Raw genomic sequence first — 25,837 nt, forward strand, 5'->3', positions numbered from 1 at the left:
GACGGCTGGCGGCGGGCTCGTGCGGGTGGCTCAGGAACCCGGCGCGAGCGCCCGTCGCTCCAGCAGCGCCCGCACCACGGTGTCCAGGCTGCTGTCAGCGACCCGACGGGTGCCGTCGGCGGTGGCGGCGTACACGACCGGGTAGATCCGCCTGGTCAGGTCCGGCCCGCCGGTGGCCGAGTCGTCGTCGGCGGCGTCGTACAGCGCCTCCACGACGACCGAGACCGCTTCTTCCTCGCTCAAGCCCGGACGCCAGAGCTTCTTCAGCGCGCCCTTGGCGAACACCGAGCCCGAGCCCACCGAGTGGTAGTACTGCTCGGGATAACGCCCGCCGGTGACGTCGTAGCTGTAGATGCGCCCGGCGGTGGCCGAGCCCTGCACGGCCGCGCTGTCGACGTCGAAGCCCGCGAACAGCGGCACGACAGCCAGGCCCTGCATGGCCGCGCCCAGGTTGCCCCGGATCATCGTCGCGAGCCGGTTGGCCTTGCCGTCGAGGGTGAGCGCGGTGCCCTCGATCTTCTCGTAGTGCTCGAGCTCGACCTGAAAGAGCCGGACCAGCTCGATCGCGATGCCCGCGGTGCCGGCGATGCCGACCAGGGAGTGGTCGTCGGCGGCGAACACCTTCTCGATGTCGCGCTGGGCGATCAGGTTGCCCATGGTGGCCCGGCGGTCACCAGCCATGATCACGCCGCCGTTGAAGGTCGCGGCCACGATCGTGGTGGCGTGCGCGGACTGCGGCATGGTCGTAGGGTGCCCGGTCACGGCATGCGCCCGGTGGCCCGGCAGCAGCTCAGCGGCGGCTGCCGACATGAATTCGACGAAGGACGACGAGCCGGGAGCCGTCGCGTACCGCAGCAGTCCATGAGCCTTATCGCCGTGACCGCTCACTGGCCGCCCTTTTGGACGAAGCTCCGGACGAAGTCCTCAGGGTTGGTCTCGAGCACCTCGTCGATGTCGTCCAGGATCGCGTCGACGTCGTCGCTGAGCTTCTCGTGGCGCTCGGCGACATCGGTGCTGGTCTCCTCGGCTACCTCATCGACGTCCGCGCGCTGCTTGGCGGGCCGGGACTGCCCACCCTCGTGACTGGCCATGATTACCTCCGCAGACCCGCCAGGCGGCGAGTACCTCTCGACACTAGTAGCTCACCCGGCGCGGTTGCCGCGCGGACCGGGAATTAGCTGTGAATGTTGGCATACCGGAACTCAGTGACCCAGCAACTCCTGCACTAGGGACTGCGCGGTCGGGCACCGGTCCAGCAGCTCCTGCACGTGCGCCTTGGACCCGCGCAGCGGCTCCAAGGTCGGCACCCGGACCAGCGACTGCTGCCCGACGTCGAAGATCACCGAGTCCCAGGACGCCGCCGCCACCGCGTCGGGGTATCTGCGCAGGCACTCGCCGCGGAAGTAGGCCCGGGTGTCGGTCGGCGGCTCGTTCATCGCGGTGACGGCCTGGTGCGGCTCGATCAGGGTGCGCATCGAACCTCGCTGGACGAGCCGGTGGTACAGGCCCTTGTCCGGCCGGATGTCGGCGTACTGCAGGTCGATGGCATGCAGCCGGGGCGAGGACCAGTCCAGGCCGTCGCGCTCGGCGAAGCCGCGAAGCAGCCGTAACTTGGCCACCCAGTCCAGCTCGCCGGCCAGCTGCATCGGGTCCTCGGCGAGGCGGGTCAGCACCGACTCCCACTCGGTGAGGACCTGCGCCGTCTGCGGGTCGATGTCGCTGCCGAAGCGGTCATCGACGTATTTGCGGGCCCGGTCCAGGTATTCGCCCTGCAGCTGCAGGGCGGTCACCGTCCGGCCGTCGGCCAGCCGCATGGCGTGCTTGAGCGAGGGGTCGTGGCTGACCGCGCGCAGCTCCCGCACGGGTTCGATGATCCTGAGGTCATCGCCCAGCCAGCGGTTCTCGATCATGGCCAGCACCAGGGACGTGGTGCCGACCTTGAGGAAGGTCGACAGCTCGGCGAGGTTGGCGTCGCCCAGGATCACGTGCAGGCGCCGGTACTTCTCCGCGTCGGCGTGCGGCTCGTCGCGGGTGTTGATGATCGGCCGCTTCAGGGTGGTCTCCAGCCCGACCTCCACCTCGAAGAAGTCCGCCCGCTGGCTGATCTGGAAATCGTGCTGGTGGCCGTCCTGCCCGATGCCGACCCGGCCGGCCCCGCAGACGACCTGCCGGGTGACGAAGAACGGGGTGAGCTGGCTGACGATGGAGGCGAAGGGGGTCTGCCGGCTCATCAGGTAGTTCTCGTGCGCGCCGTAGGAGACGCCTTTGTTGTCGGTGTTGTTCTTGTAGAGCGTGATGGTGGTGCCGCTGAGCCGCTCGACCTGTCGAGCCGCCGCCGACATCACCAGTTCGCCGGCCTTGTCGAAGCGGACGATGTCCAGCGGGGAGGTGACCTCAGGCGTCGAGTACTCCGGGTGGGCGTGGTCGACATAGAGCCGGGCGCCGTTGGGCAGCACCACGTTGGCCAGGCCGGCGTCCTCCTCGTCGTCGAGGAACTGCTCGGCGACGTTGTTCGGGCCGGACAGGTCAAAGCCCCGGGCGTCGCGAAGCGGGGACTCCTCCTCGAAATCCCAGCCCGGGCGCCGGCGGCGACCGCCGGGCAGCAGCGAGGCGTAACCGTTGACCACCTGGGCCGAGAGCAGCATCGCGTTGGCGTTGGGGTTGGCCGGCAGGCTGATCCCGTACTCGACCTCGGCGCCCATCACCCGGATCACACTCATGCGGTTCCCTTACTGCTCATGGAGCAAGGCTACGTGCTCGGCCCACCCGGCGGAGTGTGACTGCCAGCTCCCGGCGCGCTGCGGCGTTGCCGTTCGGCCAGCGCGAACTCGTCCGTGCGGGTGTCGTAAGCACGAAAGCCAGGCAGCGCCGCGGCCGCGGCGCCGACACCCAGCACGCACAGCAGGCCGCCGCTGGCGATGGCGAACCGCACGCCGCCGACCGCCATGAAACCTGCCCGGGCATTTCCCAGCGTCGGGCCGATCGAGTAGGACAACAGCTCGATGCCGGCGAGCCGGCCGCGGAGCTCATCGGGGATCGTCTGGTCCCAGATCACCGCGCGGAAGGTGCCCGACACCATGTCGGCAGCGCCCGCGCAGGCCAGGAACAGCAGCACCAGGCCGAGGTTGGGCATCAGGCCGGCCAGCCCGATCGCCGCGCCCCAGCACAGCGCGGCCACGATGATGGCAAGCCCGTGCCGGTGCACCCGACGGATCCAGCCGGAGACGGCGCCGGCCAGCAGCGCGCCCACCGAGTCCGCCGCGTACAGCAGCCCGACGGCGTGCGGGGCATGCAGCTCAGCGGCGAAGAACGGGAACAGCGCCATCGGCATCGCCATGGCCATCGCGATGGTGTCGATCAGGTAGGTGCCCAGCAGGTCCTTGCGCCCGAGGGCATACCTGACGCCCTCGCCGACGCTGGCCAGCGTCGCCCGGACCCCGGGAACGACCGTGCTGAGCGTGCGCGGCAAGGGCGTCAACCGCAGGAACACCAGCAGGGACAGCGCGAAGCTGGCGACGTCGACGGCGTAGGCCAGGCTGATGCTGGTGCTTGCCAGCACCCCGCCGAGCGTGGTGCCGGCGATGCCTGCCAGTCCCCAGGCCTGGTTGTTCACCATGCTCGCCGCGGGGATCTCGGCGTGTGGCACGTACCGGGGCAGCATCGCGTCCAGGCTGGGCCGCTGCATGGCACTGGCCGAGACGGCGCCGGCGGCCATCAGGTAGATCACCCACAGCCTGGGCTCGGGCAACAGCGAGTTGCCCAGCAGCGCCAGCGTGCAGCCCAGCGCGCCCAGCTCGGAGATCAGCACCACCTTGCGCCGGTCGAAGCGGTCAGCGACCGCCCCGCCGAGCAGGCCCACCGCGATGATCGGGAAGAACTCAGCCGCTGCGACCAGGCCGACCGCCACCGTCGAACCGGTGAGCCGCATGATCTGGATCGGCACCGCGATCATGGTGAAGTACGCGCCGAAGGCCGAGACGCTGGCAGCGATGGTGCGCAGCCTGAAATCGCGGTGACGGCGCAGCGGTCCCAGGTCGATAGCCAGGGACCGCAGCCGCGTCCGCCAACCGCTCACCCGAGAATCATCGCGGGCGCCTCAAGCGATATCGCTACAGGTACTGCCCGGTGTTGGAGATGGTGTCGATCGCCCGCCCGGACTCACTGCCCTTGCCGCCGGAGATCAGCGTGCGGATGTAGACGATCCGCTCGCCCTTCTTGCCGGAGATCCGGGCCCAGTCGTCGGGGTTGGTGGTGTTGGGCAGGTCCTCGTTCTCCCGGAACTCATCGACGCAGGCGGCCAGCAGGTGCTGCATCCGCAGGCCGCGCTGGCCGGTCGTGAGCAGATCCTTGATCGCCATCTTCTTGCCCCGGTCGACGATGTTCTGGATCATCGCGCCGGAGTTGAAGTCCTTGAAGTACAGGGTCTCCTTGTCGCCGTTGGCGTAGGTCACCTCGAGGAAGCGGTTGTCCTCGCTCTCGGTGTACATCCGCTCCACGGTGTGCTGGATCATCGCGTTCACCGTGGCCTCGGCCGAGCCGCCGTGCTCGGCGAGGTCCTCGGCGTGGATCGGCAGCGAGGTGAGGATGTACTTGGCGAAGATGTCGCGGGCGGCCTCGGCGTCGGGACGCTCGATCTTGATCTTGACGTCCAGCCGGCCGGGACGCAGGATGGCCGGGTCGATCATGTCCTCGCGGTTGGACGCGCCGATCACGATCACGTTCTCCAGGCCCTCGACACCGTCGATCTCGCTCAGCAGCTGCGGGACGATGGTGTTCTCCACGTCGGAGGACACCCCCGAGCCGCGAGTCCGGAAAATCGAGTCCATCTCGTCGAAGAACACGATCACCGGAGTGCCCTCGCTGGCCTTCTCACGGGCCCGCTGGAACACCAGCCGGATGTGGCGCTCGGTCTCGCCGACGTACTTGTTCAGCAGCTCCGGGCCCTTGATGTTGAGAAAGAACGACCGGCCCTTCTCGGTGTCGCCGCGCACCCGGGCGACCTGCTTGGCCAGTGAGTTGGCCACCGCCTTGGCGATCAGGGTCTTGCCGCAACCGGGCGGGCCGTAGAGCAGGATGCCCTTGGGTGGCCGCAGCTGGTGCTCACGGAACAGGTCGGCGTGCAGGAACGGCAGCTCCACCGCGTCGCGGATCTGCTCGATCTGCTTGCTGAGGCCGCCGATGTCGGTGTAGTCGATGTCGGGGACTTCCTCCAGGACGAGTTCCTCGACCTCGCTCTTGGGAATCCGCTCATAGACGTAGGAGGACCGCGGCTCCAGCAGGAGCGAGTCCCCGACCCGCAGCGGCGAGCCGCGCAGGATGTCGGCGATGTGGACGATCCGCTCCTCGTCGGTGTGCCCGATCACCAGTGCCCGGTCGCCGCCCTCGAGGATCTCCTTGAGCATCACGACCTCGCCGACCCGCTCGTGGCCGCGGGCCTGGACGATGTTCATGGCCTCGTTGAGCATGACCTCCTGGCCGTGCTCGAGGGTGTCGATGCCGACCTCGGGAGAGACCGCGACCCGCAGTTTGCGGCCGCCGGTGAAGATGTCGACGCTGTGCTCGTCCACGGCTTCGAGGAAGATGCCGTAGCCCGAGGGCGGCTGCGCCAGCCGGTCGATCTCCTCCTTGAGGGTGACCAGCTGGTCGCGGGCGTCACGCAGCGTGTCGGCCAGCCGCTCGTTGCGGTCGGTCAACGAGGCCACCCGTGCCTGGGTCTCGATCAACCGGTCTTCCAAAGCGCGCATCTGGCGAGGGGATTCGGCGATACGGGCGCGCAGGATCTGGATCTCGTACGCGAGTTCCGCCGCATTCGACTTGTCGGAGCCTCGATCGTTGCCGAACTCTTCCGCCATCTAGGTACCCTTTCGATGGACCTGCCGAGCAGGTGGGGGCGCTGCTCGATTTTTACCCTACACACGGGGTGAGAAATCGCGAGGCAACTACTCTGAACTGCGGTTGCACATCCATCACGCTTCGGCCGAGGACGGCGAAGCGGCAGACACTGACGCAGTGAGGACCGAGGGTGACAGAGGGCGGCACGGACTCCGAAGTGCTCGAAGTGTGGATCGACCAGCAGCTGTGCACCGGTGACGGCCTGTGCGTGCAGTACGCCCCGGAGGTCTTCGAGTTCGACGTCGACGGCCTCGCCTATGTCAAGGACGCCGAGGGCGATCTCAAGCAGAGCGACGGCGCCCGGGTCGACGTGCCGGCCAACCTGCGGCTGGACGTCCTGGACTCGGCCAAGGAGTGCCCGGGCAACTGCATCCACGTGGCCCGGGCCGCCGACGGCGTGCTGGTGGCCGGCCCCGACGCCTGAGCGGGCTCAGGGCAGCGGCGGGCGGGCTGGCCGCCTGAGCGGGCTCAGGGCAGCGGCGGCCGGGCCGGCCGCTGATCGGAGTCCGGCTGCGCCGGCTCGACGACCATGCCGAACGCGACCTCGAGCTCGACCGTCTTGGCCGGCCGGCGCTGCCGGGTCGGCGCGACCACCCCGGGCGCCAGCCGCCGGGCGGTGACCAGAAACGCCGTGTGGCCCTGCATCCGGTGGTCCGGGCGGACTGCCAGGCCCAGCACGTGCCAGTTGCGGACCAGGCACTCCCAGGCGTGCGGCTCGGTCCACCCGCCCTCGTCGCGCAGCGCCTCGACCAGTCGGGAGAGCTGGGTGGTGGTGGCGACGTAGCCGATCAGCACCCCTCCGGAGCGCAGCGCCGGGCCCACCGCGGGCAGCACGTCCCAGGGCGCCAGCATGTCGAGGATGACCCGGTCGACGACCTCGGCAGGCGGGTGCTCGCAGAGGTCGGCCAGTCGCAGGTCCCAGTTCTCGGGCGGGCCGCCGAAGAACGCGTCGACGTTGCGCCTGGCGTGCTCGAGGTGGTCGGCCCGTCGTTCGTAGGAGATCACCGAGCCGGTGGGCCCGACTGCCCGCAGCAACGAGCAGGTCAGGGCGCCGGAGCCCGCTCCGGCCTCCAGCACCCGGGCGCCGGGGTGGATATCGCCCTCGGACACGATCTGGGCCGCGTCCTTGGGATAGATCACCGCAGCCCCGCGCGGCATCGACAGGACGTAGTCGCTGAGTAGCGGGCGCAGCGCGAGGTAGCCGGTGCCGGAGGTCGAGAACACCACCGACCCCTCCTCGACGCCGATCAGGTGATCGTGGGCGATGGCGCCCCGATGGGTGTGGAACTGCTTGCCGGCCTCGAGCGTGACGGTGTGCAGCCGCCCCTTGGGGTCGGTCAGCTGCACCCGGTCACCGACTCTGAATCGGGCTGCTTCGGTCGTCTGGTCAGCGGTCACGTCGGGCACGGAGAGGAAGGCCAATCTGTCATAAGTCTCAAGTTAAAGTAGACGGTTAGTAGAGGTAGCGCGGAACGGTTCAGTAGTGCGGTCTCACTTCGGCGACTGCTGCCGCAGCTTAGGTCGAGGAAGGCCCAGCGCTCGCGCGAGGTCGACCGCCGTGACGATCCCGCGAGCCACTCCGTCCTTGCCGACCACCAGGTACTGCGAGGCCGGGTGCGCGCGCAGCGTGTCGATGAGCTGCTCCCCGCACAGGTCCTCGGCCAGGAGCATGCCCGGTTGAAGCTCGTGGGCGACCTGGGCCAGCGAGGTCCACGGCCGCCGGTCCGCCGGGATCTGCGCGATCTGATCCTCGTCCACGATCGCCCGGCTGCGGCCCTGCCCGTCGATCACGACGACGCCGGTGGCGCCGGTGACCGCCGCCTGCCGGACTGCCTCGGACACCGGCGTGTGGGAGGGCAGGTAGAGCGAAGCCCGCAGCAGCTGGTCCAGTCGCAGCTTGGCCGCCCGGGCGCTGAGCTGCGCCATCCGCAGCGCCTGGCTGGCGCCGAGCCACAGGAACGCGGCTATCGCGAACCCCATGACGGTCGATCCCACCGTGGCCAGGTCAGCCGGGGTGTCACCACCCAGGAACGCGTTGCCGAACACGACGGCCAGGCCGAGCAGCGCGGCCACCGCGCGGCCGGACCAGGCGGCGATCCGGATGGCGGTCAGCCGGGAGCTGCCCAACATCCAGAGCAGCGCCTGCACCAGCCGGCCGCCGTCCAGCGGCAGCCCCGGCAGCACGTTGAACACCGCGATCACCAGGTTGCTCCAGGCCAGCAGCAACAGCAGCACCGCGACCGCCGACTGCTCCGGCGGCAGCAGGCTCACCGCCCAGCAGGCAACAGCGAGCAGCAGCGACACCAGCGGCCCGGCCGCCGCGATCGCGAACTCGTCCCGGGGCCGGGTGGCCTCCCCTTCGATCTCGGACACCCCGCCCAGCAGGAACACCACGATCCGGCGGACCGGCAGGCCGACCACCTTGCTGACCACCGTGTGGCCCACCTCGTGCAGCAGCACCGAGGCCGCCAGCGCGGTGGCGAACAGCAGGCTGAGGACGTAGGAGAGGGCGTGGGAGGCCCCGGGGATCTGCTCGCGGAGGAAGCCGGCGTAACTGACGGTGATGAAGCCGGCCACCAGCACCCAGCTCGGGGTGAGGAAGATCGGCACGCCCAGCACCGAGCCGATCCGGAGCAGCCAGCCGCCTGCCTCGCGTCGCTGGTCAGGCTTCGACCGTGGGCTGCTCACCGCCTGATCCTACGAGGTCGCGAGCCCGGCCCGGCCTCGCCGACCACGCCGACCGGCCGTCGGCCAGCCGCTGACCCCGCACCGGTTAGCCTGTGCGACTGTGGCAGAGCGTGAGCAGCCGACGGGTCCAGGCCCTGAACCGGACCTGCGCGCCCGCATCCAAGCCCGGGTGGCCGAGCGTCGAGCCGATCGGGCAGCTGAGCAGGAGCGGGCCGGGACGCCGGCAGCTCAGCAGCCGGCTGCCGACGGTTCGACGGGCGAGCCCGCTGCGCCAGCCAGTCGCAGCCGGCCGGTGACCTGGGTCGGCCGGCTGACCCACACGCTGGCGTTCCTGCTCGCCGTGACGGTCACCGTCGTGGCGATGCGAAGCTTCGTGATCAGCTCCTACTACATCCCCTCGGCCTCCATGGAGCCCACGCTGCACGGCTGCCAGAGCTGCCAACCGGACCTGGTGCTGGTCGACAAGCTCTCCTACCGGTTCAGCTCCGTGGCCCGGGCCGACGTCGTGGTCTTCGACCGGCCGCCGCTGGCGCCGCCCGAGGCCGCCGAGCTCATCAAGCGGGTGATCGGCCTGCCGGGTGAGACGATCAGCGGCCGCGGCGGCAAGGTGTTCGTCGGAACCAAGGCGCTGGCAGAGCCCTACGTCAATCCGGCCTGCGGCCCGATCGCCGACTTTGCCGCCGTCAAGGTGCCGGCCGGCACGTACTTCATGATGGGTGACAACCGCTGCGACTCCCTGGACTCGCGGATCTTCGGCGCGATCCCCGGTTCGAGCATCGTGGGCCGGGCAGTGGCAGTCAGCTGGCCGGTCAAGCACCTGCGCTGGCTGTGAGGGAGGTGGGCGGTGAGAGCGTTGCGCCGGCTGTCTCATCGTGGCCCTCGATTTCATCGTGGCCCTCGATTTCATCGTGGCCGTCGAGCCGACGCGCGGACCGGTTCGGCAGTTCTGTCGGCGCCCCCACCTAGTCTTGCGACCATGACCCAGACAGAGTTGCTGGACGCGCCGCCGGCCGAGCAGACCCCGCTGCCGCCAGCCATCCTCGGCTCGCTCTCGCCGTCGCGGGCCGCCGACTTCAAGACCTGCCCGCTGCTCTACCGGTTTCGCAGCATCGACCGGCTTCCCGAGACGCCGAGCCGCGCCGCGACCCGCGGCACCGTGGTGCACGCGGTGCTGGAGCATCTGTACGACCTGCCCGCAGGCGAGCGCACCGTCGAGCAGGCCCAGGCCGACGTGGCCCCGTCCTGGCAGCGACTGCTCGAGGCCCGGCCCGAACTGGCTCAGCTGTTCGACGACGACCAGCAGGGCGCGGAGTTGGCCGCCTGGCTCGAGTCAGCCCGTGATCTGGTGAAGAACTACTTCGCGCTGGAAGATCCGCAACGGCTGGAGCCGGCCGCCCGCGAAGAGCTGGTCGAGGTGGTGCTGAACGGTCTGCGGCTGCGCGGCTACGTCGACCGCCTCGACGTCTCGCCGGCCGGTGACCTGCGGGTGGTGGACTACAAGACCGGCTCGATTCCCCGTGAGGCCTTCGAGGCCCGGGCGCTGTTTCAGATGAAGTTCTATGCCCTGGTGCTCTGGCGCACCCGCGGCGTGGTGCCCCGCCAGCTGCGGCTGATCTACCTCGCCGACACCGACACCCTCAGCTACCAGCCCGAGGCCGAGGAGCTGGCCCGCTTCGAGGGCACCCTGCAGGCCATCTGGAAGGCGATCGCGGCGGCCAGCTTGACCGGCGACTTCAGACCGAGCCCGTCCAAGCTGTGCGACTGGTGCAGCCACCAGCAGCTCTGCCCGGCCAAGGGCGGCACCCCGCCGCCATTCCCGTTCGACGCGCTGGCCACGCTGACCGCCGACCGGGTTGCGGTGGCCTCCCCCAGCGTCGAGGTCAGCGTCGACACCTGAGCCTCCGAGCGTCAGGGCCTGAGAGCCTCCGAGCGCCAGGGCCTGAGAGCCTTCACAGCCCGAGCGGGCCGGGCCTCTAGCCTCAGGAGCCGGCTCAGAGCTCGGCGTAGTCGGTGACCAGCGCCTTCAGGTCGGCCACGGTCACCGCGCTCAACTCGGTGAGCAAGGTCCGGCCAGGAGCGGGGGCCAGCGGCACCTGGTTCTGCACCGCCAGCACCACGCACCCCGCGGCCTCAGCCGAGGCGACGCCGGCCGGCGAGTCCTCGATCGCCACGCACCGCGACGGCTCGACGCCGAGCCGCTGGGCCGCGGTCAGATACGCCTCAGGGTCGGGTTTGCCACGGGCGACCTGCTCGCCGGTCACCAGGGTGGAGAAGGTTCCGGCCGGCAGCTGGCGGGCGACGGTCTGCGCCAGGGACTGGTAGGACATCGTCACCATGGCGCATGGCAGCCCCGCCGCTCGCACTTCGGCCAGCAGCCGGCGCACCCCCGGACGCCAGACGACCTCACGCTCGACGGCGGCGACCACCTCGGCCAGCAGCCGGTCCACGATGTCCTCCAGCGGCAGATCGACGCCGCCGTGCTCACGCAGGTAAGCAGCCGACACCAGCAACGGGTTGCCCACCAGCGCGTGAGCGTGCCGGTCGTCCCAGACGCCACCGAAGGACTCCACCAGCCGGTACTCGGCCGCGATCCAGGACGGCTCGGTGTCGACCAGGGTTCCGTCCAGGTCCCACAGCACGGCCTGCAGGCCATCCAGCGCCGCAGGGTCGGCCGATCTGCTCACTTGGCGGCGAAGTACTTGGCTTCGGGATGCGGCACGATGATCGCCGAGGTCGACTGCTCCGGCACCAGCTGGAACTCCTCGGAGAGCTCGACCCCGATCCGCTCCGGCTTGAGCAACCGGAACAACTGCTCCTGGTCCTCCAGGTTCGGGCACGCCGGGTAGCCGAAGGAGTATCGCGAACCGCGGTAGCCCTGCTTGAAGATCTCGTCGAGGTCGCTGGAATCCTCGATGGCATAGCCCAGCTCCTCGCGGACCCGGCGGTGCCACAGCTCAGCCAGCGCCTCGGTCAGCTGCACCGAGAGCCCGTGCACCTCCAGGTAGTCGCGGTAGTTGTTGGCCGCGAACAGCTCGTTGGCAAACTGCGAGATCCGCGCGCCCATGGTGACGACGTGGAAGGCCACCACGTCAGTCTCGCCGGATTCCCGGGCGCGGAAGAAGTCCGCCAGGCACAGCCTGCGGTCCCGGCGCTGGCGCGGGAACTCGAAGGACTCGGCCTCGCCGCCGTCCTGGCCGAGGATGATCAGCTTGTTGCCCTCGCTGACGCAGTGGAAGTAGCCGTAGACCACGGCCGCCTCCAGCACACCCTCGGTCTGGAAGCGGTCCAGCCAGTACCGCAGGCGGGGCCGGCCCTCGGTCTCGACCAGCTCCTCATAGCTGGGGCCCTTGCCGGCGCGGCCGCCCTTGAGGCCCCATTGGCCCATGAAGGTGGCCCGCTCGTCCAGGAGCGAGGCGTACTCGGCCAGCGCGATGCCCTTGACGACCCGAGAGCCGAAGAACGGCGGGGTGGGCACCGGCACGTCCGTGGCCACGTCCGAACGGGTGCCCTCCAGCGGGTCCTCGACGGCGTCCTCGGCGGCTTGCCGCTCGGCCGCGATCCGCAGTGACCGCTCGCGACGGGCCTTGCGCTCGGCCAGCTTGCGACTCTCCTCATCGGAGAGCTTGGTGTCATCCGGCCCGTTCGGGTCGACGGCGACCCCACCACGGCGGACCGCCATCAGCGCGTCCATCAGCCGCAGGCCGTCGAAGGCGTCGCGGGCGTAGCGGACGTCGCCGGTGAAGATCTCGGCCAGGTCCTGCTCGACATAGGCCCGGGTCAGCGCGGCGCCGCCGAGCAGCACCGGGAACCTCTCCGAGACCCCGCGGGAGTTCATCTCCTGCAGGTTCTCCTTCATCACCACGGTGCTCTTGACCAGCAGTCCCGACATCCCGATGGCGTCGGCGGAATGCTCCTCGGCGGCCTCCAGGATCGCTGTGATCGGCTGCTTGATGCCGATGTTGACGACCGTGTAGCCGTTGTTGGACAAGATGATGTCGACCAGGTTCTTGCCGATGTCGTGCACGTCGCCCTTGACGGTGGCCAGCACGATGGTGCCCTTGCCGTCGGTGTCGGCCTTCTCCATGTGCGGTTCGAGGTAGGCCACCGAGGTCTTCATCACCTCGGCGGACTGCAGCACGAACGGCAGCTGCATCTCGCCGCTGCCGAACAGCTCACCGACGGTCTTCATGCCCGACAGCAGGGTCTCGTTGATGATCTGCAGCGGTGACTGGTCCTGCATGGCCGCGTCCAGGTCGGCCTCCAGCCCGTTGCGCTCGCCGTCGATGATCCGGCGCTGCAGCCGCTCGTCCAGCGGCAGCAACGCCAGCTCCTGCGCCCGGGAGGCGGCCGTGGACTGCGAGGAGACCCCTTCGAACAGCTGCAGGTAACGCTGCAGCGGGTCATAGGCCTCGTTGACGGTGCCGTCGTCGTTCACCGACTCCTCACGGCGGCGGTCATAGACCAGGTCGAGCGCCACCTCCAGCTGCTCGGGCGGGATCTTCGACAGCGGCAGGATCTTGGAGGCGTGCACGATGGCGGAGTCCAGGCCAGCCTCGACGCACTCGTGCAGGAACACCGAGTTCAGCACCTGGCGGGCAGCCGGGCTCAGGCCGAAGGAGACGTTGGACAGCCCCAGCGTGGTCTGCACCTCGGGGTAGCGCCGCTTGAGCTCCCGGATCGCCTCCATCGTCTCGATGCCGTCGCGACGGGTCTCCTCCTGGCCGGTGGCGATCGGGAACGTCAGGCAGTCGAGCATGATGTCGGACAGCGCGATGCCCCAGTTGCCGGTCAGGTCGTTGATCAACCGCTCGGCGACCGCGATCTTGTGCTCGCGGGTCCGGGCCTGACCCTCCTCGTCGATGGTGAGGGCGACCACGGCCGCGCCATGCTCCTTCACCAGCGGCAGCATCCGGGCGTAGCGCGAGGTCGGGCCGTCGCCGTCCTCGAAGTTGACCGAGTTGACGATCGACCGGCCGCCGACCATCTCCAGGCCGGCCTCGATGACCTCCGGCTCGGTCGAGTCCAGCATCAGCGGCAGGGTCGAGGCGGTGGCGAACCGGCCGGCGATCTCGCGCATGTCGGCGGCGCCGTCGCGGCCCACGTAGTCGACGTTGACGTCCAGCAGGTGCGAGCCGTCCCGGCTCTGGGAACGCGCGATCTCCACGCACTCGGAGAACTCGCCGTTGAGCATCGCCTCGCGGAACGCCTTGGAGCCGTTGGCGTTGGTGCGCTCGCCGATCATCAGCACCGAGGCGTCCTGCCGGAACGGCACGCTGGCGTACAACGAGGCCACCGACGGTTCAGACTTCGGCTGCCGCCGCGCCGGCTTCAGGCCGGCCACCCGCTCGGCCACCAGCCGGATGTGCTCGGGCGTGGTGCCGCAGCAGCCGCCGACCAGGCCGGTGCCGAACTCGGTGACGAAGGAAGCCAGCGAGCCGGCCAGCTCATCAGGGGTGAGCGGGTACCAGGCGCCGTCCGGGCCGAGCTGCGGCAAGCCGGCGTTCGGCATCACCGACAGGCCGATCTTGGCGTGCTGGGACAGGTAGCGCAGGTGCTCGCTCATCTCGGCCGGGCCGGTGGCGCAGTTCAACCCGATCAGGTCGATTCCCAAGGGCTCCAGCGCGGTCAGGGCCGCGCCGATCTCAGAACCGAGCAGCATCGTGCCAGTGGTCTCGACGGTGACCTGGGCGATGATCGGCAACTCCCGGCCCGCCGCCTGGATCGCCCGCTTTGACCCGATGATGGCGGCCTTGGTCTGCAGCAGGTCCTGCGAGGTCTCGACCAGCAGCACGTCGGCGCCGCCCTCGATGAGCCCGGCCGCCTGCTCGAGATAGGCGTCGCGCAGCTTGGTGAAGTGCACGTGGCCCAGAGTCGGCAGCTTGGTGCCCGGGCCGATCGAGCCGATCACGAAGCGCTGACGCTCGGCGGTGGAGTGCCGGTCGGCGACCTCGCGGGCGATCTGTGCGCCGGCCAGGGCAAGCTCGCGAATGCGGTCGGCGATGTCGTACTCGGCGAGGTTGGCCCAGTTGGCGCCGAAGGTGTTCGTCTCCACCGCGTCGGCGCCGGCCTGGAAGTAGGCCTCGTGCACGCTGGCCACCACGTCCGGGCGGGTGACGTTGAGGATCTCGTTGCACCCTTCGAGGCCGTCGAAGTCGGCAAGGCTCAGATCCGCGTCCTGCAGCATGGTGCCCATGGCGCCGTCTGCGACCAGCACGCGCTCGGTCAGGGCAGTCAGAAAGGGATCACTAGCTGGATCTAAAGGCACAGGCCGAGCTTACCGGGCGTCGCGGGCGCAGGAGCCCTGTACGCGCGGCGGGGACGGCGGTGTCGCGGTGCGATCGTCTCACCCGGCTCCGGCCTGTTGCCGCTCCGGCCGCAGGCATGGAGTCCTAAGCTGGGCAGATGACGGAATTCGAGAACTGGCCGGAACTCAAGGACCCGGTTCTCGTCGCGGCCTTCGAGGGCTGGAACGACGCCGGTGACGCCGCCACCGGCGCGGTCGAGCACCTGGAGTTGACCTGGTCGGCGACCCCGCTGGCCGCGCTGGACCCGGATGACTACTACGACTTCCAGGTCAACCGCCCCACGGTCTCACTGGTGGACGGGGTGTCCCGCCGGATCAGCTGGCCGACCACCCGGCTGTCGGTGTGCCGGCCGGCCGGCGCGGACTTCGACCTGGTGCTCGTCCGCGGCATCGAGCCCAACATGCGCTGGCGCGGCTTCTGCGAGGAGCTGCTGGAGATCATGCGCGAGCTGGGGGTGCGCACCGCGGTCACCTTGGGCGCGCTGCTGTCGGACTCCCCGCACACCCGGCCCACCCCGGTCACCGGAACCTCCTATGACCCGGCCAGCGCCACCAGGTTCGGCCTGGACCGGTCCCGCTATGAGGGCCCCACCGGAATCGTCGGCGTGCTGCAGGAGGCGTGCGTGCGGGTCGGCATTCCGGCGATCTCGTTCTGGGCGGCGGTTCCGCACTACGTGGCCCAGCCTCCCAATCCCAAGGCCACCATCGCCCTGCTGCACCGGGTCGAAGAGGTGCTCGACATCGCGGTGCCGCTGGGTGAGCTGCCGACCCAGGCCGACGACTGGCAGAAGCTGGTCGATGAGATGGCCGCCGAGGACGAGGACGTGCGCGACTACATCCGCAACCTCGAAGAGCGCGACGACGACGGTGAGATGCGCGAAGCCTCCGGCGATGCCATCGCCAAGGAGTTCGAGCGCTACCTGCGCCGGCGTGACAAGGGCGGTCCGCCTGGCTCGATGTAGGCCGGCGCCAAGGCAGCCGGCCACGAGGCGGGGCACGGGCCGCTGTCCTGAACCGGCGGGCGAGCGCGTCGGCCCATACACTGCCAACTCCACCAGCCGCACGACGGGAAACTGTGATCGCGCGCCAGAGCGGCGTCGAGCCGCTTAGCGCGCAGATGACCGCTACGAAGGGACGTCGCGCACCGATGCTCACCTTGCGCTGGGGTTCGGCCACCGATGTCGGCCGGGTCCGCACGCTGAACGAGGACAGCCTGCTGGCGGTGCCCGGCCTGTTCGTGGTGGCTGACGGCATGGGCGGGCACGCGGCGGGCGAGGTGGCCAGCCAGCTGGCGGTCACCGAGTTCGCCCGGCTGGCCGAGCAGGAGCGGATGCGGGCCGAAGACCTCACCGAGACCGTCCGGCAGGCCAATCAGCACATCCTCTCGGCGAGCGCCGAGCGCGACGACCGGCTCGGAATGGGCACCACCCTGACCGGGATAGGCGTGGTGGGCTCAGAGCACGGTGAGCAACTGGCGGTGTTCAATGTCGGCGACTCGCGGGTCTACCGGTTCACCGGGGGGCAGCTCGGCCAGCTGACCGTGGACCACTCGGCGGTCCAGGAGCTCGTCGACGCCGGCCGCATCACCGCCGAGGCCGCCCGCTCGCATCCGCGACGCAACGTGGTGACCCGGTCGCTGGGCTCTGACCCGGCCCCGGCGCCGGACGTGTGGCTGGTGCAGCCAGTGCCCGGCGACCGCTTCCTGGTGTGCTCGGACGGGCTGACCGGCGAGCTGGAGGACTCCGTCATCGCCGAGTTGCTGAGCGCGACCCCCGACCCGCAGGCAGCGGCCGATCAGCTGGTGCGCCGGGCGCTGGACGCCGGGGGCCACGACAACGTGACCACGGTGGTCCTCGACGTCGTGGAGGTGCGCGACGCCGAGCCGGCGCTGGAGCAGACCGCGGCGATGCCGAGCACGAGCGCCCGAGCAGGCGCCACCGCGGTGATGCCGTCCGCCGAGCTGAGATCACCGGCGACCACGCCGATGCCTACCGCCGTCCTGCCGACCGCCCCGCAGGCGAGGACGCCTGGCGCGGAATGAGGCTGACCAGCGTCGGAGCGGTCAGCGCGGTGTTGTCGATGACGACGTCGGCTCGTTGCCAGGGCCGGCAGCTGGCAAGGTAATGGCGCTGGGCGCGCACGTAGCGCGCCGAAGCGGCTACAGCTTGACGCCGAGCAGCGCGTCCACCGCGCGGGCGACCAGAGCCGGCGCCGCCGGGTCAGCCGCGTCGGCGGTCTGCTCCAAGGTCAAGCGAGCCCACCGGTCGACGGCCGCCATCGCCCCGCTGGTGTCGAGGTCATCGCACAGCCGGTCACGCATGCGATCCAGCACCGGCAGGGCGTCCGGGCCGGCCGCTGCCGAGCTGGCCTGCCGCCAGCTGGCCAGCCGCCGCTCGGCCTGCGGCAGCCGGCCGCCGGTCCATTCCCGGTCAGACCGGTAGTGCCCGTCCAGCAGCGCCAGCCTGAGCGCCATCGGATCGACGCCGGCTCCGCGCAGCTTGGAGACGAACACCAGGTTCCCCCGGGACTTGCTCATCTTCTCGCCGTCCAGGCTGATCATGCCGGCGTGCACGTAGTGCCGGGCGAAGGGCCACTGGCCGCTGAGCGCCTCGGCGTGCGCGGCCGAGTGCTCGTGGTGGGGGAAACGCAGGTCCGAGCCACCGCCCTGCACATCGATGCCCATCCCCAGCCGGTTGCAGGCGATCACCGAGCACTCGACGTGCCAGCCCGGCCGGCCTGCGCCCACGGCGGTGTCCCAGAACGGCTCGCCGTCCCGGCGACCGCGCCACAGCAGCGCGTCCAACCGATCGCGCTTGCCCGGCCGGTCGGGGTCCCCGCCGCGCTCGGCGAACAGCGGCAGCATCTGCTCGCGGGAGTACCTCGACTCGTATCCGAAACGGCCGTTGGTCGACGTCCGGGCGTAGACGTCGTCTTCGAGCCAGTAGGCGTGGTCGTCGGCCAGCAGCTTGGCCACCGCCTCGGCGATCTCGTCCACCGACTCCACCACGCCGACGTACTCGCTCGGCGGCAGCACCCGCAGGGCGGTCATGTCCTGGCGGTACAACTCGGTCTCGCGCTCGGCCAGCTCCGACCACGAGATGCCCGTCGCCGCGGCGCGCTCCAGCAGTGGGTCGTCGACGTCGGTGACGTTCTGCACGTAGTGCACCCGGTGACCGGCGTCCAGCCACATCCGCTGCACCAGGTCGAAGGCCAGGTAGGTCGCGGCGTGCCCCAAGTGGGTCGCGTCGTACGGGGTGATCCCGCACACGTAGATCTTGGCGGTCTGACCCGGGGCGGTGGCTCTGACCTCGTCGGCCGCGGTGTCGTAAAGCCTGAGAGGTCGCGGGTCACCCGGCAACGCCGGCACGTCGATGGTGGGCCAAGATCGCATGCCAGTACGGTAGCCGCCGCTCAGCCGGATGCCATTCGGCGGGCGGCCTCGCGGTAGAACTTGAGGGGTGACTACCACTTCGCGTTACCTGGTCTCGGTGAGCAAGGTGATCGCCGCCGACCGGCAATGGCTGTTCGACATCCTGGCCGACCCGGCCCAGCATCCGCTGATCGATGGCTCCGGCTCGGTGAAAGCCCTCCGCCCGGGCGGTCCCGGCCGGCTCAGCCTGGGAGCTTCCTTCTCGATGGACATGCACCTGACGGCGGACTACAAGATCCGCAACACGGTGGTGGAGTTCGAGGAGCCGGCGCTGATCGGCTGGCGGCACTTCAACGGCCACATCTGGCGGTACCGGCTCACCGAGGTGGCCGGCGGCACCGAGGTCACCGAGGAATGGGACGCCCGCGGCGTGCCGAACCGGCTAGGCCTGGTGCTGCTGCGATTTCCGCAACGCAACCGGGCCGGCATGACTGCCACCCTGGAGCGGATGGCCGAGCTGGCCGCCGCGCGCGGCTGAAACCCGAGCCACGCCGCTTCCAGGACCAGCACCCGACCGGCCGGTGACAACCGGCCGACCGCTGGCGCGACCAGCCCCGCTCGGCCGGACTCGGATCAGGTTCGGGCAGGGCCAACGCACGTCGAGCCTGTCCGAAGCTGCTGGCGGGCACAGCCGTCGAAGCTGCCGCTAGATTGCCGCAGCGGCTGCCGGAACCAACTCGGCAGGCTGATTAGCGTTCGACCTGTCGAGACCCGGTGGTCGCTGTGGCACCGCGGCGAAGTACCCCTCGAAAGGGTCAGTGTGATGAGCATCTCTGCTGCCAGTGAAATCGTGCCGCTCGAATGGGTGGTTTCCCCTGGGGCGCCGGCCACCGCTGAGCCTCCCGCGTTGACCGAGATCGAGGCCGCGGTCGAATGGCTGACGGCGGCCGCCCCGGCACTGCGCAGGGCGCTGCATCAGCACGGTGCCATCTACCTGCGCGGCCTGCCGATCACCGGCGTCGAGGAGTTCGGCCGCGTTCGGGACGCGCTGATGCCCGCTCGCACGCCCTACCGCGAGAAGGCCACGCCGCGCAGCGACTTCGGCAACGGGGTCTTCTCCTCCACCGATCTGCCGCCCGCACAGCGGATCCAGATGCACAACGAGAACAGCTACACCCTGACCTTCCCCGGCCTGCTGATGTTCGCCTGCCTGGTGGCGCCGCCCGAGGGCGGCGCCACACCGGTCGCGGACTGCCGCCGGGTGCTGGCGGAACTGCCGCCGCATCTGGAGGCAAAGGTGCGTGCGACGGGCTGGCTGCTCAACCGCAGCTACTCCGAGCACATCTCCACCAGCTGGAGCACGGCATTCGCGGCCGAAACGCCGCTTGAGGTGGAACGGTACTGCGCGGAGAATCTCATCTCCTGCCGATGGCAGGCCGATGGCCATCTGCGTACCAGCCAACTGCGGCCGGGCATCATCAGCCACCCGGCGACCGGTGACGAGGCGTGGTTCAACCATCTGGCGTTCTGGAACGAGTGGGCCCTTGACGATGAGCTGCGCGAAACCCTGATCGACGAGTTCGGACGCGAGGACCTGCCCTTCAACACCGCGCTCGGAGATGGCAGCTCGCTGGCCCGGGAGGAACTCCAGGCACTGTGCGCCGCCTACGACGCAGCAACCGTCCGGCAGCGGTGGCAGCCCGGCGACCTGATGCTGGTGGACAACATTCTCTGCGCACACGGACGCGATCCGTTCCGCGGCGACCGCAAGATCGTGGTGGCGATGGGTGAGCCGGTGAACGTGCTGGACTGCGCACCCACCGTCGCGCCGGCTATCCCGGCCGAGGAGAGCTGATGAGCGACCTGTTGGGCCGGTTCGCGGAGGTGACGAAGCGCGAGCCGCACCGCACCGCGGTGATCGGCACGGACGGTCGGCTCAGCTTCGCCGACCTGGACGAGCGCACCGCCGGACTGGCCGCCGCCTTGACCGAACGTAATATCGGCCGGGGTGCCCGGGTGGGCATCAGCCTGCCACGCGGAGCCGAACTGGTCGTCGCGCTGCTGGCGGTGTGGCGCTCCGGCGCGGCCTACGTCCCGTTGGATCCGAGCTATCCGGCTGACCGGCTGGACTACCTGGCGACCGACTCGGGTTTGAAGGCATTGCTCTCCTGCGATGCCCCTGCCTGGTGCCCGCCCGGCGTGCAGGTGCTGGCGCCGAGCGCGACCGCCGGCACCGCGCAGCCCGTCGCCCCGAATTCGCCACTGGATCCTGCCTATCTGATCTATACCTCCGGCTCCACCGGGGTGCCCAAGGGCGTGGTGGTACGCCATGGGGCGGTTGCCGGTCTGGTCGGTGCGCTCGAGCGAGTCGGCATGTACGCCGCCGAGCCACGTGTGGTGGCCTGGAACGCCAGTATGTCCTTCGATGCCTCGGTGCAGCAGTGGGCACGGGTGTGCCGCGGCGACACCGTGGTGGTGCTCGATTCCGAGCACCGCACCGATCCAGCCAATCTGATGGCATGGCTGGACGAGTGCGGCGTGACCGACCTGGACCTGACCCCGTCGCACTACGCGGCGCTGCGCGAACAGCTGCTGGCGGGCTGCCCGGGCGGCCGCAGGCTTCGGCTGTTCATCGGCGGCGAGCCGATTCCGGCCAGCAGCTGGCGGGAGTTGGCCGAAGCAGGATCTCACGGAGTGCTCGAGGCACTGAACCTCTACGGTCCGACCGAGTGCACAGTCGACGCGACCGCCACCTGGATCATCGGTCCGGGTGATCCGCAGATCGGCGTGCCGCTAGCGGGCATCCAGGCTCGGGTCCTGGACGGGCAGCTGTCCCCGGTCCGACCGGGCACCCCCGGCGAGCTGTATCTGGCCGGCGCCCGGCTGGCCGACGGCTATCACAACCGTCCAGGCCTGACCGCGCAGCGGTTCGTGGCCGACCCGTTCGGCGCACCCGGCACCCGGCTCTACCGGACCGGTGATGTGGTGCGCTGGTCGGACGATGGAGTGCTGGAATTCATCGACCGAGCTGATCGGCAGGTCAAGTTGCGCGGCTTTCGGATCGAGCTGCCTGAGATCGAGTCGGTGCTGCAGGGCCAGCCCGGCGTGGTCGCGGCCGCCGTGCTGGTGCGTGAGGACGGGCCGCTGGGAAAGCGGTTGGTCGCGTACCACGTCAGCCCGGACTGCTCCAGCGAGCAGCTGAAGGCCGCGTGCGGTGCGGCGCTGCCGGAGTTCATGGTGCCCACCGAATTCGTGCAGCTGACCCAGTTGCCCCGCACCGTGAACGGGAAACTAGACGTTTCCGCGCTGCCCGCGACTGCGGACACCGGCGCCGTGGGCGCCGCGCCGAGCGGCGAGTTCGAGCAGTTGATCGCCGACGTCTGGTCGGAGGTCCTGGGCCGCGGCGAGGTCAGCGCGGATGACGACTTCTTCGCCCTCGGTGGCCATTCGCTGGTCGCGCTGCGGGTGGTGGCCCGGCTGAAGAAGGACTTCGGGCTGCTGATGCCGACCAAGGACGTCTATCGCCATCCGCGGTTGTCCGATCTCGCCCGGCACGTCGAGTCGCTGGCCAGCCAGGCCGGCTGAGCCGGTCGAACCCAGTTTCATCCGAAGCCGGAGGAAGAGTGACGAATGCAGAACCTTGACAACATCGTGGTGCGCGCCCGACCGAACCCGCAGGCACGCCGGACGCTGGTCTGCCTCAGCTTTTGCGGCGGCGGCTCCAGTGGCTACCTGCAGTGGTTGGACGTCGTCCCCCCGGATGTCGAGCTCGTCACCATCTGCTACCCGGGCCGGGACGGCCGGTTCCTCGAGGACTACGCCGAGGACTGGGACGGGCTGGCCGACGATGCCACCGATGCGGTGGCGGTGGCCGGCGCGTTGCGTCCGTATGTGTTGTTCGGGCACAGCATGGGAGGCTGGATGGCCTTCGATGTGGCCGGTCGGTTGGAACGCCGCGGTGGCCCGCTGCCCGAGGCGCTCGTGGTCTCCTCCGCCAACGCGCCCAGCCGAGGCCTCACTTCCCGGGACATGTTTCCCGCGCAGCAGGACAGCGACGAGCAACTGCTGGACTGGATGGGCGGCAACGGCCTGATGCCCGGGTCTGTGCTCGACAGTCCCGAGTTGTGCCAGATGGCTGTAGAGTTGATGAGGGCCGATATCCGGGTCCGCGACACCTTTCACTATTCCGGGGAAAGCGGCGTGAGCGTGCCGCTGCAGGTGCTCACCGGCGACCGCGACGACGTCATCGAAACCACGGCCGCCGAGCGGTGGCGAGCCCTGGCCCGATCGTCGTACGAGCATCTCGAACTGCCGGGCGGCCACTTCTACACGCCGGAGATCTGGGCGACGCTGCCTGACCACCTGACCGCATTGAAGGCGGTAACGGCCAACGGCTCCTGACCCATCTGCCTATCCCGCCTGCCTGGCACATGAGTGAGGAGAAGCACCTGATGGCCCAAGGGTGGGGTGGAATCGTCATGTGTCCCGGGCCCCTCGCATTCCGGAAGGTTGCGCGGTTACCCGCTCGACGCCTTTCTGCTATGGGCAATGCGAGATGATGCGCACCGGCCGGAGTGGCGCGGGGATCGCCGGCGCCACTCCGGCGCGGGACTACCGCTCGGTCGGCACGGGGTGTAGCCAACCATCGGTGTCGGGGACCAGTCCGTGGTGAAGATCCACCAGGGCCCGGCGGAGTGTCATCGTCACCGGGCCGGGTTGTCCGTCCCCGACCGTCCAATCGCCGCCGCCCGCCGGGTCACGGACCGAACTGACCGGCGTGACCACGGCGGCGGTGCCGCAGGCGAACACCTCGGTGATGATGCCCTCGGCGCATTCCTCTCGCCATTGCTCCACCGAGATCCGTTCCTCCCGTGCCCGGTAGCCCGCCCGCTCGGCAATGCTCAGCAGCGCGTTCCGGGTGACCCCGGGCAGCAGCGAGCCGGTGAGTTCGGGCGTGACGACTTCGGTGCCGGTCCCGGTGCTGCGGACGAAGAACAGGTTCATGCCACCCATCTCCTCGACCCAGCGCCGTTCGACCGCGTCGAGCCAGACCACCTGCTGGCAGCCGGCCGCCTGCGCCTGCTGCAGGGCTACGAAGGAGGGCGCGTAGTTACCGGCGACCTTGACACCGCCGGTGCCTCCGGGGATCGCCCGGCAGTAGTCGCGGCTGATCAGCACCGACACGCTGTCCACCCGGTCGCCGAAGAATCCGCCGGCTACGAAAGCCATCAGCAGGAAGCGGTAGTTCTCCGACGGCCGCAGCATCAGCGACTCGTCGGTGGCGAACATGATCGGGCGCAGGTAGATGCTGTGCGCCGGATCGTCGGACAGCAACTCGTGGTCGGCGGCGATCAGCTGGTCCACCGCGTTCACGAAGATGTCGGTCGGCAGTTCCGGCATGGCCAGTCGGCGGGTCGAGGTCTGGAACCGGCGGGCGTGCTCGTGCGGCCGGAACACCACCATGGAGCCGTCGACACGCCGGTGTGCCTTCAGGCCTTCGAAGGCCACCTGGCCGTAGTGCAGGCCGATCATGCCCGGGTGCATGGACAGGTTCTGGAGTGGGCCGAACTCAGGCTGGTGCCAGCCGTCCGCCGGCGACCAGAGCATGCTGAACATGTGGTCGGTGAAGATGTCCCCGTGTCCAGGATTCAGGATGGCGGCGCGACGGGCGGTGCGAACCGTGCTGGTCTGCTCGAGTGTGGTCATGGCGGTTTCCTTAGACGAGAGGTGCGAAGAAGTAGGTGTCGCGCCGGGTGAACCGGTCGTCCGCACCGACGGTGAAGAAATCGGAGAACCGCAGGTCAACCGAGCGGCCGTCACGCAGCACACCGGCGAAGGTGCCCTGCACCGCGACCTGCTGGCTGTTCGCGACGACCGCGTTGATCGTGTGCTTGCCTTCTCTGATCACCCGCTGGTCGAGGTAGAAAGCGGTCAGCGCAGCGCTACCTCCGATGGGCTGGTAGCCAGGACGGTGGTAGGTGGCATCCGGCGCGAACAGCGCGACCAGGCCGGGCACGTCGCCCTGGTCGACGAGTGCGTAGTAGCGCAGCACGGCGGCGACGGCCGGCGTCTGGAAGTCGCCATCCACCTCGGGGGTAACGCTGGGGGTTGTCGCAGTGGACAAGGTCGTTCTCCTTTCGGGGTCAGGGTCGGGTCGCGGTGAGAGGTTCGGAGCGTGCGGACCGAAGTCGATCCGTGATGACGGGGCCAATCAGCTGCAGGCATTGCGGATTGAGTAGGTCGTCGTGGGCATACGGCACCTGATGCACGGTCAACCGACCCGTCAGGTAGGGCTCCCAGGCCTCCGGCACCGGGTCGCCCGGCGCCTTGCCCCGGATGGCATAGAAATGCTCGACGTCAGCGTCAAGTACGGCAGGCCGGTGCATCGCGAGCAGGCGTGTGTTGGCCACGAATACCGCGGGCAGCGCCCTGATCGCCACCGGATCGAGCTCCGCCACCAGCCCATTGCCCTCGTTGACGATGCGCTCGAAGTCGGCGGCCCGGAAGCCGCCGGCCGGCGGATCGAGTTGGTAGCCCAGCATGCGCAGCAGCGCCGCCAGGACCGCCGGATCGTCGGGGTCGAGTTCCTCTTCGGCGACTCCCGGGAACCCATCGAGCATGGCCACCAGCCCCACTCGCTGGCCCTCGGCCAGTAGCTGCGTCGCCATGGCATGTGCAACGACCGCACCGAAAGACCAGCCCAGCAGGTGGTAGGGCCCCTCCGGCTGGACGGCCCGAATGCAGTCGACGTAGTCCGCTGCCATCGCCTCGACATCGGCCGGCATGGCGGTGAGGTCGCTGAGGCCACGTGCCTGAATTCCATAGACGGGTTGATCATCGTCCAAGTGCGATAGCAATCCCAGGTAACTCCACGCGATACCAGTACCGGGATGCACGCAGAACAGTGCTGGCTTATCACCTGCCGTGCGAATCGGTAGGACGACTTCTATCGAGTCTCCGGTGGCGGACTCCCCCAACCGTTCGGCCAGGGAAGCCGGCGTGGGTGCGTCGAAGAGGGTCCGCAACTCGAGCGGAACGTCTAATTCGGTCCTGATGCGGGCGGCTAGTTTGGCGGCGAGGAGTGAGTGGCCGCCGAGTTCGAAGAATCCGTCGTCGATTCCGACGGTGGGCAGGTCGAGGATGTCGGCGAAGATGGCGCAGAGTTGGGCCTCGCGGTGGGTTCGTGGCGGTCGGCCGGCGGGCTGGGTGGGGGTGGGTGTGGGCAGTGCTTGCCGGTCGAGTTTGCCGTTCGCGGTTATGGAGATGTGGTCGACGGTGAGGATGTGGTCGGGAACCATGTAGCGGGGTAGGAAGGTGGTGAGGTGTTCGCGCAGTTCATCGGGGTTCAGGGTCTCGGGTGTTACGTAGGCGATCAGTTGGGGGTGGTCGGGTCGGTCGGTGTTCAGTACTACTGCGGCTTGGTTGACGGCGGGGTGGCGGGTGAGGCTGGCTTCGATTTCGCCGAGTTCGATGCGGAAGCCGCGGATTTTGACTTGGTTGTCGGAGCGGCCGAGGAAGGCGAGGTTTCCGTCGGGGAGCCAGCGGGCCAGGTCGCCGGTGCGATACATCCGTGAGCCGGGTGG

22 protein-coding genes are annotated in these 25,837 nt (G+C 69.4%); 9 read left to right on the forward strand and 13 right to left on the reverse strand.

Translation table 11 applies throughout. From position 1 onward, the window contains the following. Window positions 1–30: 30 nt before the first annotated feature. From prcB to arc, 5 genes are all read right to left on the reverse strand, one after another. Entirely contained in the window at window positions 31–888 is an 858-nt protein-coding gene (gene prcB, locus VGB75_11160; protein HEY0167589.1) for a proteasome subunit beta, read from the reverse strand. After that, window positions 885–1,091: a ubiquitin-like protein Pup gene (locus VGB75_11165; protein HEY0167590.1), complete on the reverse strand. Its 207-nt coding sequence runs from the start codon at window positions 1,089–1,091 to the stop codon at window positions 885–887. Before VGB75_11165 ends, prcB begins: the two co-directional genes overlap by 4 nt. A 111-nt stretch (window positions 1,092–1,202) precedes the next feature. After that, a complete protein-coding gene (gene dop / locus VGB75_11170; protein ID HEY0167591.1) occupies window positions 1,203–2,720 on the reverse strand; it encodes a depupylase/deamidase Dop in 1,518 nt (505 codons plus the stop codon). 29 nt (window positions 2,721–2,749) lie between these two features. Further along, the gene (locus VGB75_11175; GenBank protein HEY0167592.1) at window positions 2,750–4,075 is read right to left on the reverse strand and encodes an MFS transporter; all 1,326 of its coding nucleotides are present in this window, start codon (window positions 4,073–4,075) and stop codon (window positions 2,750–2,752) included. A 34-nt stretch (window positions 4,076–4,109) separates the two neighbouring features. After that, window positions 4,110–5,852 (reverse strand): proteasome ATPase, encoded by a 1,743-nt coding sequence (arc, locus tag VGB75_11180; protein HEY0167593.1) that lies wholly within the window; start codon window positions 5,850–5,852, stop codon window positions 4,110–4,112. 170 nt (window positions 5,853–6,022) lie between these two features. Between arc and VGB75_11185 the strand changes: the two genes are divergently transcribed. After that, on the forward strand, window positions 6,023–6,316 hold the full coding sequence (locus VGB75_11185) for a ferredoxin (GenBank protein HEY0167594.1): 294 nt from the start codon (window positions 6,023–6,025) through the stop codon (window positions 6,314–6,316). A 44-nt stretch (window positions 6,317–6,360) separates the two neighbouring features. Here VGB75_11185 and VGB75_11190 read toward each other — a convergent pair whose 3' ends face one another. Further along, on the reverse strand, window positions 6,361–7,299 hold the full coding sequence (locus VGB75_11190; GenBank protein ID HEY0167595.1) for a tRNA (adenine-N1)-methyltransferase: 939 nt from the start codon (window positions 7,297–7,299) through the stop codon (window positions 6,361–6,363). 84 nt (window positions 7,300–7,383) lie between these two features. Continuing rightward, entirely contained in the window at window positions 7,384–8,580 is a 1,197-nt protein-coding gene (locus VGB75_11195; protein HEY0167596.1) for a site-2 protease family protein, read from the reverse strand. 100 nt (window positions 8,581–8,680) lie between these two features. On the opposite strand from VGB75_11195, the gene lepB reads away from it, so the two are divergent. Further along, window positions 8,681–9,412, forward strand: a complete 732-nt coding sequence (gene lepB / locus VGB75_11200; GenBank protein HEY0167597.1) for a signal peptidase I — start codon at window positions 8,681–8,683, stop codon at window positions 9,410–9,412. Window positions 9,413–9,556: 144 nt separating this feature from the next. Beyond that, a complete protein-coding gene (locus tag VGB75_11205) occupies window positions 9,557–10,477 on the forward strand; it encodes a RecB family exonuclease (protein HEY0167598.1) in 921 nt (306 codons plus the stop codon). 94 nt (window positions 10,478–10,571) lie between these two features. Here VGB75_11205 and VGB75_11210 read toward each other — a convergent pair whose 3' ends face one another. After that, complete coding sequence (locus VGB75_11210) at window positions 10,572–11,264, reverse strand: HAD family phosphatase (protein HEY0167599.1); 693 nt, start codon at window positions 11,262–11,264, stop codon at window positions 10,572–10,574. Beyond that, window positions 11,261–14,845, reverse strand: coding sequence for a methionine synthase (metH, locus tag VGB75_11215; protein HEY0167600.1), 3,585 nt, complete (start codon window positions 14,843–14,845; stop codon window positions 11,261–11,263). Before metH ends, VGB75_11210 begins: the two co-directional genes overlap by 4 nt. Before the next feature lie 137 nt (window positions 14,846–14,982). Between metH and VGB75_11220 the strand changes: the two genes are divergently transcribed. Together VGB75_11220 and VGB75_11225 are read left to right on the forward strand one after the other, a co-directional pair. After that, window positions 14,983–15,846 (forward strand): PAC2 family protein, encoded by an 864-nt coding sequence (locus VGB75_11220; protein ID HEY0167601.1) that lies wholly within the window; start codon window positions 14,983–14,985, stop codon window positions 15,844–15,846. 185 nt (window positions 15,847–16,031) lie between these two features. Beyond that, window positions 16,032–16,925, forward strand: a complete 894-nt coding sequence (locus VGB75_11225; GenBank protein HEY0167602.1) for a PP2C family serine/threonine-protein phosphatase — start codon at window positions 16,032–16,034, stop codon at window positions 16,923–16,925. Window positions 16,926–17,042: 117 nt separating this feature from the next. Here the strand turns inward: VGB75_11225 and mshC are convergent, their stop codons facing one another. Beyond that, window positions 17,043–18,275: a cysteine--1-D-myo-inosityl 2-amino-2-deoxy-alpha-D-glucopyranoside ligase gene (gene mshC, locus VGB75_11230; protein ID HEY0167603.1), complete on the reverse strand. Its 1,233-nt coding sequence runs from the start codon at window positions 18,273–18,275 to the stop codon at window positions 17,043–17,045. A 67-nt stretch (window positions 18,276–18,342) separates the two neighbouring features. Between mshC and VGB75_11235 the strand changes: the two genes are divergently transcribed. The 4 genes from VGB75_11235 to VGB75_11250 all read left to right on the forward strand — a co-directional run bounded on the left by VGB75_11235 (window position 18,343) and on the right by VGB75_11250 (window position 22,655). Beyond that, window positions 18,343–18,792, forward strand: coding sequence for an SRPBCC family protein (locus VGB75_11235; GenBank protein ID HEY0167604.1), 450 nt, complete (start codon window positions 18,343–18,345; stop codon window positions 18,790–18,792). 285 nt (window positions 18,793–19,077) lie between these two features. Continuing rightward, window positions 19,078–20,109: a TauD/TfdA family dioxygenase gene (locus VGB75_11240; GenBank protein ID HEY0167605.1), complete on the forward strand. Its 1,032-nt coding sequence runs from the start codon at window positions 19,078–19,080 to the stop codon at window positions 20,107–20,109. After that, window positions 20,109–21,839, forward strand: coding sequence for a non-ribosomal peptide synthetase (locus tag VGB75_11245; GenBank protein HEY0167606.1), 1,731 nt, complete (start codon window positions 20,109–20,111; stop codon window positions 21,837–21,839). Before VGB75_11240 ends, VGB75_11245 begins: the two co-directional genes overlap by 1 nt. Window positions 21,840–21,884: 45 nt before the next feature. Then, window positions 21,885–22,655 carry an alpha/beta fold hydrolase gene (locus VGB75_11250; protein ID HEY0167607.1) on the forward strand — a complete coding sequence of 257 codons (771 nt, stop codon included), beginning with the start codon at window positions 21,885–21,887 and terminating at the stop codon, window positions 22,653–22,655. 210 nt (window positions 22,656–22,865) lie between these two features. Here the strand turns inward: VGB75_11250 and VGB75_11255 are convergent, their stop codons facing one another. The 3 genes from VGB75_11255 to VGB75_11265 form a co-directional block, all read right to left on the reverse strand. Continuing rightward, complete coding sequence (locus tag VGB75_11255) at window positions 22,866–23,960, reverse strand: branched-chain amino acid aminotransferase (GenBank protein HEY0167608.1); 1,095 nt, start codon at window positions 23,958–23,960, stop codon at window positions 22,866–22,868. Window positions 23,961–23,970: 10 nt separating this feature from the next. Continuing rightward, the gene (locus VGB75_11260) at window positions 23,971–24,378 is read right to left on the reverse strand and encodes a nuclear transport factor 2 family protein (protein ID HEY0167609.1); all 408 of its coding nucleotides are present in this window, start codon (window positions 24,376–24,378) and stop codon (window positions 23,971–23,973) included. 19 nt (window positions 24,379–24,397) lie between these two features. Continuing rightward, the coding region (locus tag VGB75_11265; GenBank protein HEY0167610.1) for an alpha/beta fold hydrolase at window positions 24,398–25,837 on the reverse strand (1,440 nt) is incomplete at its 5' end.

Source organism: Jatrophihabitans sp., from assembly GCA_036399055.1.
GTDB lineage: Bacteria > Actinomycetota > Actinomycetes > Mycobacteriales > Jatrophihabitantaceae > Jatrophihabitans_A.